This window comes from Pseudomonas reinekei (assembly GCF_001945365.1).
Taxonomy (GTDB): Bacteria; Pseudomonadota; Gammaproteobacteria; order Pseudomonadales; family Pseudomonadaceae; genus Aquipseudomonas; species Aquipseudomonas reinekei.
This window is the reverse complement of the sequence record NZ_MSTQ01000007.1, coordinates 193008-205423: the sequence shown is the minus strand read 5'-3', so window position 1 is coordinate 205423 and position 12416 is coordinate 193008. Positions and strand designations below refer to the sequence as shown.

Here is a 12416-nt window from a genome sequence, read left to right as displayed (position 1 = left end):
GGGCCAGTCACGGCCCTTTTTCGTTCTGCCTCTACCCTACTCAGCCAATGCCCAGCGAGCAATGCCGGCCTGCCGTGGCTCCATCAAATATCCAGCACCAACGGCTGCGAACCCTGGGCAGGAATCGCGCAACAAATCAGCACATGCCCTTCATCCGGAATCTCCGCCGGTGGCAGTGGATAATTCACCTGGCCGCTGATCAGGCGTGTTTTGCAGGTGCCACAAGAGCCACCACGGCAACTGAATTCCGGGCGCAGGCCACGGCTTTCCGCCAACTCGAGAAGACTGCCGCCGTCGGGTTGCCAGCGAGCCTCTTTGGCTGACCGTTGGAATACCACGGGCACAGAAGAAGTGGCTGCTGGCGGTTGCTCGATCACAACGGCGTCGGGGTCGGCCTGACGGCGCAAAGTCGAAGGACCAAAAGTCTCGGCGTGGATCCGTGAATCGCGGATGTCCAGTTCACGCAGTCCATCGTACAACGCCTGAGTGAAACTGCCTGGACCGCACACCACGAAATCCACCTGATCAAAGTCCTCCACCTCAAGCAAGTCTTTGAGCACCGCCACATCGATACGTCCGGATAGATCGTAGTCATTGCCTACCTGAGCTTCCGGCTCTGGCTGACTAAGCAGACGCACAACCTTGACCGCATTGCCGGCACTTTCAAGCAAGCGCTCCACCTCTGGACGAAACGGCTGGTCGGCAAGTGTGCGCGAACTCTGCAAAAACAAGGTCGGGCGAATGCGGCGGGTGCGCAAGCCTTGATAAACCACTTCGCGCAGCATCGACAGCAGCGGCGTAATGCCAACGCCTGCGGCCAACAACACCAATGGCCGGCGCTCGTGTGGCTCCACGGTGAAATGGCCTTGGGGGGCGCGGGCTTCCAGCACATCACCGACGCGAATCTGCTCATGCAGATGCGACGACACTCGCCCGTCACGTTTCACGCTGATACGGAAAAAATCATCCGACGGCGCACTCGAAAGGCTGTACGTACGGATATGCACATCGCCATCTATGTTGAAGCGCAACGGTAGATGCTGGCCGGCTTGAAACAACGGCAACCCTGCACCGTCTGCCGGCTCCATGTAGATCGAACGAATGTTGTGGCTCTCAGCTTCAATGCGCACCACACGCAATGGCCGCCATTGATCACCTAAAGCCTTGGCCTCCAGACGGGCCTTGGCTTGGGGCCAGGTGCCTGTTAGCAAACTGGTGGGTGAAACACCGTCAAAGCGCCAGCGCAATGCAAGCGCGGCAGGTCGACGCACCACATGTTCCACGTGGAACGTCCAAATCCGTTCAGCACCCTGGAAGGCTTCGACTTCTGGACCTTCGAGCGTTATTTCTGTACGCCCGCTGAGCTGCAACAGATCACCGGAGATGAAATCGATAAATAACAACCCGGCCCGAGGATTAACCAGCAGGTTGCCCAAGGTATTGAAAAACAGGTTGCCGGCGAAGTCCGGAATGGTCAGGCGATCGCCGTCCACGCGAACGAAACCTGACTGGCCGCCACGGTGGGAAACATCCACCGAACGCACCCCCTCAATATCGACATAGCTGGCGACGAAGAACGTATCCGCCTCGGCGATCATGGCTTTGGCCGCGTCGTCCAGCCCATTGAAATACTGCGCGGGACGGGTGGCCGGATCCGCTAGCGACACCGTACGGAACTGCCTTAACTGGATGTACTGCGGACAATTACCGTAGGACTGATCCACCGTCACATCAAAACCATTTTCGGACATCGCGCCGATATGGCCATTGATGCGGTTGCGTCGCCGGGTATGAAGTTCGATGCCCAGCAGACCAATTGCCGAGCCGTCACGCAATTGCGCAGGGTCATCCACCGTCGGCCGGCTACTGAAATGCAACAACTGAGGCTCAGGCGAATGAACGAAACCTGGTTCACCTTCGAGCAGGCTGGCCCACGGTTTTCCATCCGCATCCACCGCCCCGTACACCATGAACGGCAGCTGCTCATAAAAGCTGCGGTGCTGGTCAGGCATGTGATCGCGAATAACCCTGCGACCTAGCACCTCCATTCTCTCGCTGACCCCGATGCGAGCCTGCATCTCAATTTCGCCAGCATGCCACGGTGAACGTTCCATTACGGATTCTCCCCTGCGCCAGCGGCACAGCGTGAAGGGCCCGGGTTTCCGGGCGCCAGACGTCAGGCAGTTTTTTGCAGGCCAACGACGGTACGCGGCATGCCGACAAAACCAGGCAAGGCTTCAACTCGAGCCAACCAAGCGCGGATGTTAGCGTAGTCGTCCAGCGAGACATTGCCTTCCGGTGCATGGGCGATGTAGCTGTAGGCCGCCACGTCAGCGATGGTAGGTTCGCTGCCAGCAAGGTATTCAGTGTTGGCCAATTCTGTATCGACGATCTTCAGCACGCTGTGGGCGTATGGAATCACTTCCTCCGGGTTGTAAGGCGCGCCAAACACCGTAATCACCCGGGCCCTGGCTGGACCAAAAGCGATAGGACCCGCAGCCGCCGACAACCAGCGCTGCACTTTGGCGGCGCCGACCGGATCGGCAGGCAGCCAACGACCATTGCCGTATTTTTGCGCCAGATACACCAGAATCGCATTGGAATCCGCCAACACCACACCTTGATCATCCAGAACAGGCACCTGACCAAAGGCGTTCAGCGCCAGGAACTCGGGCTTCTTCTGTTCACCTTTGGCGAGGTCGACGAAAATCAGCTCGGTCGGCAGTTGCAGCAGGGAGAGCATGAGCTCCACACGATGTGCGTGGCCGGAACGGGGAAAGTTGTAGAGTTTGATGGCTTGCATGATCGACTCCGCGTTTGAGTGGTGTTGTTCTGGGAGATCAGCACCTTGAGCGGCCATCATCCAACACTCCCCTAAACAACAGAATAACCAGCGAACGCAATCCATTATTTCAGCCAGCGCAATAACGCGTCAGACCTAAAAGGCCGGATGTTCCCTCAACGCTGTGACGGTAAAATCGACAAAACTGCGAACTCGCGCCGCCGCCTTGCGCCCACCCTGATACACCACGTGGATTGGCAAGGGCGGCATTTCGAAATCCGCCAGGACAATTTCCAACTCCCCGGCCGCAACTTTGCTCGACACCTGATAGGACAAGACCCGGGTGTAACCTAAACCCAGACAAGCCGCAGTAATCGCCGCCTGATTCGCCGTGACCACCAACCGTGGGTCGGCCCGCACGGAGATGGGCTCGCCCCCGTCCAGAAACGGCCAGCTTCTTGATTGGCCGATAGCAGATGTGGCGATCAGCGGTTGTTGAGCCAGCTCTTGCGGATGGGTTGGCCGCCCATGTTCAGCCAGAAACGCTGGTGATGCACAGACCACTCTGCGCACTTCGCCCACACGAATGGCGTGCTGATTACTGTCGGGCAGTTCACCGATGCGCACCGCCACATCAATGCCCTCCTCCACCACACTCACTATCCGGTCAACCAACAGCGCATTGATCGTGACGTCCGGAAATTGCGTAAGAAAACTCACCATCAATGGTGTGACGAAGAGCTCACCAAATAACACCGGGGCCGTAATCGTCAGTTGCCCGCGGGGCTGAGCATGGCTGCCAGCTGCCGAATCTTCGGCTTCCTGCACCTCAGCAAGAATTCTCCGACAGTCTTCAAGATAACGCTGACCCGCTTCACTCAAATGCACACTGCGCGTGGTACGCGTGAGCAAAGGCGTGCCGATACGTTTCTCCAGCGCCGCCACCGCTCGGGTGACACTGGCCGCCGACAGGCCCAAACGCCGCGCCGCCGCCGAAAACCCCTGGTCCTTGGCGACGGCGGAGAAGACCTGCATTTCCTGGAAGCGGTCCATGGCGTGTCCTCGATTCAGATAAAAAAATCGCAACCCATGGGCTGCGATTTTTGAAGTTGATCCTACGAAATAAAGTCTGTCTGATCGAGCCCTGCAAATCCAAGGGTTCGTCAGTGAACGAGTCAAAAATAAAGTCTGTAGCAGCACCAATTTTTTAGGCTTTTCCGTTCAACCTACTAAATAAAGTCTGTCTGAAACATGCAACCAATTGATTAAAATCGGGTTTTCTCAGAAAAACAGGAGACGCGCCGAGCGCGAGCACAATGGAGTGTTGGCGCTGATGCCTTTTTTTAACTAACTGCCGAAAAATCGCTGACCTAGGCACCCTTCAGGGTATGGCAGTCTGTGCTGGGAATCTATTTTTATGGTTGGGACAATTCTAAAGAGGTGGATCAATTCGGCATCAGCGCAAACACACTGAGTTCACATCGAGCTCAACGACCGAAACTCTTCTGACGTCACCCACCATGCTACTTATCTCTTCCGTCACCGCAGCCAACAGAGTCGACCAGCCTCCGGAGCCTTGCGGTGAGGCCGGTCGGAGGCAAGTCCTCATAATCCCTTGGTAAAGGCTACAGACTCAGCTTCTAAATTCGTTTGAAAATCGGTACCCATTTAGGATTTTCTCCGCTACACCAGATAATAGGCAATGTATTGTTCGGGCAATTATCTTTAAATACAACTAGTAACTGTGAGTCCGCGTAACCCAAAGGATGGCGGGACTGGAGCTTCGACCCATATTTGCGCGCCATTACTTGTGCCTTATGCTTATCCCCCTCATCAAATAGCTGTGACACCTGTGAAAAAGCTCTGTCCCCGTCGTCAAGGACATCACAAACCTTGAGTTCTACACGAAATGGAAACTCACCAGAGTCTATAACTTGTAAGACTTTTTCTACACCACTTCGAAGTCCGCATATAACCCCGACTACTACTAGGATATCTCTTTGCGAAATTATCGCGCCTGCTGCCTCGCTAAACTCGCGCAGGCAGTCAATAATAGTAGTACCAGAACCTATTATATCATCGATAAAGACGACTGCTTTAGTTTGCTCATCGACACTCAAGGCCTTTGGAATATCAGCAGGGCTCTTTACACCATTTGAAATAATTCCATTTTCTGAAACATACATCCGTAGATAGGAGGAACCACTTTTAGAAGGTGGACCGAAAGCGCTTACAATAATATCGCGCCTGAAACGCTCCCCACTCTTAACAGAATAAACAACTTCCCGCCTGACCACGTCATGTATTATTTTTAGTTTTTCTCTGACTCTAGCCTCTCCATAAAAGTTTATATTCTCTAGAATTTTGAATGCTAGACAACGCTCAGCATTACTCTCGAATTGGGCTAGCCACGCTCTAATTTCGCTTGAACCAACTCTACGCCCTCTATAGAGCTCCCAACCATCTGCCAATGAAATCAAGCTGGAATCTGGTATATATGCGGCGCTCTCTCTGGCCTCAAAAGCACTCAACGCTTCTTCATCAGCAAATGCAGCCCTTAATGTATGAACGCCTTTCTCTACTAACCATCGCTCAAATAGCTTTGGCTTAATTCTCAAGCTACCTTCTTCTTCAACGAGAATATTTCGGCTAACAAAACTATCAAGCATTTCCTTTTGAACGCCAAAGTCTGCGCCTCCAACCATCATTTTTTTATCTACGGTGCCATGTTCTCGAAGTTTGTCAGCAAAAGATATTAAAAACCTTCTACGCTCCGTCTCAATAAGATCTCGTCGCTCAGGATCCTCTACTCTGATACCATCACTCCAAAAGTGATTTAAATTAATCGCCTCCATGGTTTGTACGCTATCCCTGACTGCATCCTCAATCTCATCCGCAGAAATAAATGAACACCGTCTATCACACATTTTCTTATATAGTACTTTCGCAACAAACTTTGTGTAAAACGGATTACCTTCAGTTGCCTCATAAAGCTTCAAAATCGCTTCATCGCTATACTCCATAACATCACGCACCGGGGTTACTAAAAGCTCTTTGAAGTCCTCCCAGTACTCTGACTTATTAAAGTAACCGACATTGGACGCATCAAACTTGTTCAGTTTATCCGTACTCTGCATGATGACCCCCATGTTCTCACCACCTACAAGTATTAGGGACACTCGTCCCTCGCCGCTCTCACCACTGAAGCTTCTCAAATTATGAAAAAATGAATCACCCTCAGTAGTATAAGGATAAAGCTGAGAAGGAATCTCATCGAATTCGTCTATTATTAATACGATCCTGAAATCGGGATGAGCGTGAACAATATCTTCTATACATGAAACTAGTGGAGATAAAGATGAGTCTACCTTGTATCTTTCTGGATCAATTGGAACATGCCGAGCTAACGAGCGAATCACCTTATCGCCTAATGATTTTATAAATCTACCCGGTGAAGTCTTATCGAGACTTCCAGTTTCAATAAAGATCGCGATGTGATTGGCTTTGGCCTTAAATCTATTCTGTATAGTTTTAGCCAAAGAAGTTTTACCTACCCGTTTCTGACCGTAAATTATTGAAGATTCGCCCTTTCTCAGAGAAAGTTTAGAGTAGATATTCTCCAGCATCTCTTTACGGCCAATCAGCTCGTCTTCGCTGTCAACAGATTCTAAACTATACGGCTGTAGGTACTTTATTTTCTGCCAATCTAAAGTCCCATTCTGAGGGATGACGAGGAGTTCAAAATCAACTTCAGTACGATCACCAGAATAGTCTGTCCAAGACATTAAACCTAAAATACTTGGTGTTCTATAGGTGTCACAATTCGACTTCATATTTACAATAAATTCATGTATCCCTACATCCAAAGCCCCCAAAGACAACTCCTGAGATTCAACATCAATGCTGCTGTCCACCTCCAGAATATTTATTTGAACGTTGTATGCGATACCTGGTCCAACATTTACCAAATTCAATCTGTAAGAAAACACCTCACCTACCGTGTGGAGAGGATATTTCCTGTCAGTTCCGACTATAGCCAGCTCGGCGGACTGTTGTGACCCACTAAGTTCAAAGTGCTGTGCAGTTACAGAAAGCACTTGATGTATTATTTTACTAACAAATGCTTCAACATATATATTCGCACCGTGCCTACGAATATCTTCGTCATATTTTGTAATTACCTCCTCAAGCCTTGAGAAAGATTTTGACGAATTTACCCTGTCAGATTCAATGTAACCATCTAAAGCATTGAATACTTCCGCCACACGCTCAGGCGACACTAAGGATCTATCATAGATCTGACTTTCAGAAAATATTTTCGTTAAAGGACTATTCAAAAGCTTTTGGTATCTACGACGTACCTCCGAAGCAGTTTCCACGCTAATCATTGATCCAGCTAAATCTTCAAATTCTCTTAACTGGATCGATTCAACTTCTTCCATTTTCCGAAATAGATCATGATTAGCGACTTTCCCTGTAAGCTTTAAAATCTTATAGATATCTTTAGAATAAACGTCATCCCACAAGGTTGAGACCTTTAACCGTAATGTAGTATCTTCCCAAAGAATCTTAGAATGCTGACTGACAACTCGTAGCAAACAAGAAGCTACCATTTTTTTTATAGCTTCGCCGTTAGCGGTGTCAAAAACTGAAACTAGTGGATGCCTCTCATCCAAACCCAAATAAAGACATATCCTTCGAAAAAAAACATGTAAGCCTTCAATTGAGTTAGCTTTCGTAAACTCTGTGAAATCTTTTTCTATTTCGTTGCTTCCTACAAGTATCCCTTTCATTGATATCCCTTTCCGATTAAATTATGCAGTTAGTTTAAAAGTTTAGATCGTGGATCCAACGGTGCTTGTTCTGAATACAGAATAAAGCCACTACATAGTGATAGCTCTTCCCGGCTCGCGAGCCAACTTCAAAACACGCTCCCGCAGGTTGATTTTTTCAGCTCAGACGATGCATCCCAGTCATCAACTGAAATGGCATAGGCATATTCAATATGCTGGTAGATGTCGGCATGTCCCAATGATTGTCAGAGATTTCGCCCCCCGGGTCATCGCGACATATAAATCCTTCGCATCGAGCAAGTCGGCATCGAGAATGACGGCGTGGTCATACTCAAGTCCCTTAACCAGCAACGTCGTTCCAATCAGCTTGCGGTGGCTGATCGGCCGTCCGGAGTGCCTCATTTCACGCTGATACAGTAAACCAGCCTCCACCAACGTCGCAGCTTGGACATCAATATGGATCGTGAGGACGCTGAAGAAGCGATAAAGCAAATCACGGCGATAGGCTGATGTTTCAGGGTTGCTTTTCAATACCTGGAAAAAAGCCCTAAGATTGCTGCTGGATGGATCAGTCAGATAATCATTCGCCGCCTGGAGTACCAGCGGATATTTGGTAGTTTGGCGAAGCTTAGTCACCTCGCCTCGTCTTGTACCTGCCGTTAGCGTGCCACGTACGCCTGTGAAGCATTTCATCGCGAACGTCACTGCGAGCAGAAAGCCATCCTGAGCGCTCTTTACAGACCCAAGCTTTTTGAGGAATAAGTGCAGATCTTTCCCTTCGATTTCCTCGATTGACGAAAAGCGCCCGGCCATGGATTTCGCCAAGAGATGTGTTTTGTTCTTGGACTGCTGATCGCCACCGTGCATAGCGATGACGCTCTCATTATGGTTCAACAGCCCACAGAGCACCGAGTACTGTTTAGCGGCCAGATACTCGGGCTGGGTGTGAACACTAATTACGCTCGGCGGCAGTTTGGCCAGAAGGTCAATCTTTTGGCCGAGCTCAATCTTTCGCCTTGTCACTTTTAGCCACTCGCCAAGGGCTGGACTTTTCGCGTTGATCCATCGCCAAGGGACCTCCAGCTGTCCCAAGCAAACAAATTCTGGGTAGATGCTGGCTTCCCAATCAACGGGCTTGCCGTCGTCAAAATCGAATATGGCTTGCAGGGGGTCGCCTAAGAGTCGACTTGGGAGAAATTCTGCCAGGCTGCAGACCAAGTCATGCTGCAAGTCCGAGCAGTCCTGGTACTCGTCGACGTAAAGACCTATATAGCTGGACGACACAGCCTCACGAATGAACCTCTTCCCCAGCAAACGGGAGCAGCACTCGTACAACTTACTCCACTGCTTGCTAGTCGGGTTTTCAATTTTCCACCCCGATGCCTTCGGGTACGCCAGACAGAGTCGAAGTGCCCAGCTAGCGATCGTGTCGACCTGGAACTGGGAAGCGCGAACGCCCAAGTCCGCCATTTTGGTTTTTATCGAATTCACGCCGGCAAAAGTGTGCGTCAGGATAAGCTGCCGGCCACCGGACGCTCGCACGGCCATTGCGATGAGATGAGTCTTTCCAAACCCCGCTGGCGCGATTACATAGCCCTTGGAGGTACAGTCGTTGAGCTTGATTGCGAGGTCTTCAGACACGCTTCGCCCACTCCCAAAGCCTTCCCAACTCTACGGCGAGATTTGTTTTGCCGAACACCGGATCGTTGAAAGCGGCACTCACCGCCTTGAACCACAAGTCGCCTCTAGTGGTGTCCTTGAACCACCCCGCGCTCTTTGCTGCAGCACCGATTGCAGTCCGCAGCTTGGGGCTATCTGGCCACTCGCGGATGTCAGGGTCCAGCACGTCCTGATACTGCGATCGCACTTGGTCGTAAACCGGGTAGAAGAGTTCGACTTGGGCAAGCGTCAAACTAGCAAGTACGGAAGCCCAGGGCAGATCCACAAAAGCCCGTTCTTCAAGCGAAAGTTTGTCGCTCCAGACGTAGGTGGGAATTCCTATCGCCACAAGCCCAGCAGCATCAGCGGCTGAGAACTGCTTCTCGGCATCGCCATCAGCTAACACCGACACGTCATAGCCAAGCTTTTTGAAGGCAATGGCCATGCCCTTCACTTTGCTGGCTCCCTTGGAGTCCAGCAAGGCCACACCGTGATACGACAATGGATCTTGCCCATTCTCGAGCTGGTGATCGTCAAAGCCCCTTATGAAACCTACCTCGGTAGCGCCTTCACATACGACTAACTTCTTGGCCAAGAAAGCTTCAGCGCTAGAGCGAATCTTCCCCTGAACCTCATGCTCTTCGAGGCCTTTCTCAGCAGCTGAGACAATCGTCACGACCCCGCCATTGCTGTGGACGATATGAAGGTCCTGCACCGTGAGTTCGCGAAGCACCATAGGCGAATGAGTGGTTAGGAAATACTGCCCGCGTTTGTCATCCTTGATGTGCTTGATGAGACGTGTAATGCGATGGGGTTCGAGGCCGAACTCCAACTCATCGAACAAGGTGATATGCCCTTCCTCCAGGCCCGCTTTCTGGATTCCACACTGAAGCATCCGGCGAGATCCCAGACCTAACTGGCGCAATGGGATTTCGCCGTCATGCAGGGAAAGACCGCCGACTTTCAGATTGATTGACGCCAAGTCGAGATGGGCCTTATAGGCATCAAGTACGGGGACACCTAAGAGCTTCGCAATCTCCTGCGATTTTGTTGCTGCAGTGTCGAAGTTTGTTAGGGTGACAGCCCGGTCGACATCGAGCGAACTTCTGGCAGTCCTCGATGCATTGGCCAATAGCTCGCTCAAGCTCTGCGCCGCAGTAAGCTTGGCAAGAGCTGTTCCGTTGGCCCAGGAAAGCTCTCGTTCACTAAATACTCCGATGAGGCCCACGCCCACCTTGTTTCTGTCTGCCTGTTTGAACAGCACTCCGTCTGGATTGCGATCGCACACGACTGTCCACTTCGGCTCCAGGTCTTTGTCGACAGTAAGCCGGGCAGTCAATACGCTTTCAAAATGATCATCTGGCTCGTCATGAAGCTTCTGAGCTGCCGCGTCCCAGCCCCGTAGGTGAAGCCCGTACTTATTGAGTGCACAGAAGTCCGCTGCCAAATGCCCGATTGTGATCTCAATGACAATGGGATCAGCGATCTTGCATTGGTAAAAATCTGAGTCGCTGAGAGCCAGATTCCACTGGGGATGGAACGTGTACCTGATGGCTTCCAGGATTGTGGATTTTGAGGAGTCGCCCTTGCCTATGAGGCAAAAAATGTCGGCTGTTGGCACGTTCCAATCAAGCGCTTTCACCCCTCGAAAGTTCTTGATCACGATCTTTCTGATTTTCACCGGCCAGCATCCTTCTGAACATAATCTATGAGTAACGGCGAAACGCGTTTGTAGCGCCTCACCTGGCTCCCAGGAGGGCAGCGGGAGTGGCCATTCGCCTTTACCCATCATAAATACATTCTGCGAGTCGGGGGAACTGTTCATACGAATCCGTCGTGGATCGTGTTATCTCGCGGGTTTCACCGACACCAGCTCTATGTATCTGAATTTCTTGCGAGCGGCTTTCGTCGCATCAAGCTCGGCTTGGAGCGTGCTCAGGCTTATCATCCCTGGTGAACGGCCGAAGTGACCCGATGATCAAGTCGTCTTCCATCGAGGGCGCAACATCGGCAGGCACGGAACAAGATGCAGATCGGCCTGTTATGCCCTTAGGTCAACCCGAGAGAGCTAAATTGACGACCTGCGGAGCATGAAAACCCAAGTACTGCTGCGCGATGATTCTGAGGCCTCAATATGACCATGCCGAATGAACGCACTCGGGCTGTCATCCAAACGAGAGAGTTTCTGCTCGAGCTATCCCGAGACTCCTCGTTGCCAGAGCGTATACGCCGTGACGCCAAGTTTCTCCTGCGTCACTACCCAGACCAGTTCCAGATGCTCCTTGCTGGACGGATTGAAGAATCATCAGGTTCTGACGTATCCCCATCGGGTCCAGTCTTCAGCTCCTCAATCGAAAGCAGCTATCACTCCCCTATCGTTTACGGTACAGACGCGAAAAACCCCAGATGAACGATCGGGATAGAGCCGCCGGAGCTTTGGCCACCGCTCGAAAAGTCGTGTTTTTCACCGGCTCCGGCATCTCTGCGGCAAGAGGAATTCCAACATTTCGAGACAAACTCACAGGCCTTTGGGAAAAACACGACCCTGAAAGATTGGAAACGGCACAGGCTTTTCGAGAGAACCCTCAACTGGTTTGGGGCTGGTATCTGTGGCGGCGCTCTCAAGCTGGCCAGGCCCAACCAAACGCCGCTCATCTTTCGATTAGTCGACTGGCGGCCACCGGCAAACAGGTTTCGGTCATCACTCAGAATATCGATGACCTGCACGAGCGCGCGGGGTCTCAGAACGTCGTGCATTTGCACGGCAGCTTGATGAATCCGATCTGTTTTGCCTGCAAGCGTCCGGCGGTAATCACAATTGATCAGCTTCAGGTTTCTGCAGAAGGAGAATGGGTAGAGCCGCCCCGGTGCACACGGTGCAATGGGAAGCTCCGGCCTGGAGTTGTGTGGTTTGGAGAGGATCTGCCTGCGGGAGCCTGGAAAGCAGCAATGGCCGCGGTCAGAAATTGCGACGTCCTGATCTCCGTGGGAACGTCAGGAAAAGTCAGGCCTGCGGCGGATATTCCTGAAATCGCATTGGCATCAGGCGCGACAGTTATCCACGTCAACATCGCAGACGTTTGCCTGAGAGCCCCAAACGAATTGATGCTGATGGGCTCGGCCGCGCAGGTGATGCCTGCGCTATTGCAGGTGACACCCTCGAGATAGAGCTGGCAGCAGCT

8 protein-coding genes are annotated in these 12416 nt (G+C 51.6%); 2 read left to right on the top strand and 6 right to left on the bottom strand.

The window, feature by feature from the left end; translation table 11 throughout:
• Positions 1-83 precede the first annotated feature (83 nt).
• The 6 genes from BVK86_RS14175 to BVK86_RS14150 form a co-directional block, all read right to left on the bottom strand.
• Positions 84-2114 carry a 2Fe-2S iron-sulfur cluster-binding protein gene (locus BVK86_RS14175; RefSeq protein WP_075947014.1) on the bottom strand — a complete coding sequence of 677 codons (2031 nt, stop codon included), beginning with the start codon at positions 2112-2114 and terminating at the stop codon, positions 84-86.
• 62 nt (positions 2115-2176) lie between these two features.
• Complete coding sequence (locus BVK86_RS14170) at positions 2177-2803, bottom strand: glutathione S-transferase family protein (protein WP_075947013.1); 627 nt, start codon at positions 2801-2803, stop codon at positions 2177-2179.
• A 135-nt stretch (positions 2804-2938) separates the two neighbouring features.
• A complete protein-coding gene (locus BVK86_RS14165; protein WP_075947012.1) occupies positions 2939-3835 on the bottom strand; it encodes a LysR family transcriptional regulator in 897 nt (298 codons plus the stop codon).
• A 587-nt stretch (positions 3836-4422) separates the two neighbouring features.
• On the bottom strand, positions 4423-7575 hold the full coding sequence (locus BVK86_RS14160) for a phosphoribosyltransferase-like protein (protein ID WP_075947011.1): 3153 nt from the start codon (positions 7573-7575) through the stop codon (positions 4423-4425).
• A gap of 207 nt (positions 7576-7782) precedes the next feature.
• Complete coding sequence (locus BVK86_RS14155) at positions 7783-9216, bottom strand: UvrD-helicase domain-containing protein (protein ID WP_075947010.1); 1434 nt, start codon at positions 9214-9216, stop codon at positions 7783-7785.
• Positions 9209-10915 (bottom strand): ATP-dependent nuclease, encoded by a 1707-nt coding sequence (locus BVK86_RS14150; RefSeq protein ID WP_075947009.1) that lies wholly within the window; start codon positions 10913-10915, stop codon positions 9209-9211. The genes BVK86_RS14155 and BVK86_RS14150 overlap by 8 nt, the downstream gene beginning before the upstream one ends.
• A 453-nt stretch (positions 10916-11368) precedes the next feature.
• Between BVK86_RS14150 and BVK86_RS30155 the strand changes: the two genes are divergently transcribed.
• Together BVK86_RS30155 and BVK86_RS14140 are read left to right on the top strand one after the other, a co-directional pair.
• Positions 11369-11644, top strand: a complete 276-nt coding sequence (locus BVK86_RS30155) for a BPSL0761 family protein (protein ID WP_075947008.1) — start codon at positions 11369-11371, stop codon at positions 11642-11644.
• Positions 11641-12402, top strand: a complete 762-nt coding sequence (locus BVK86_RS14140) for an SIR2 family NAD-dependent protein deacylase (RefSeq protein WP_075947007.1) — start codon at positions 11641-11643, stop codon at positions 12400-12402. The genes BVK86_RS30155 and BVK86_RS14140 overlap by 4 nt, the downstream gene beginning before the upstream one ends.
• The last annotated feature ends 14 nt before the right edge of the window (positions 12403-12416 follow it).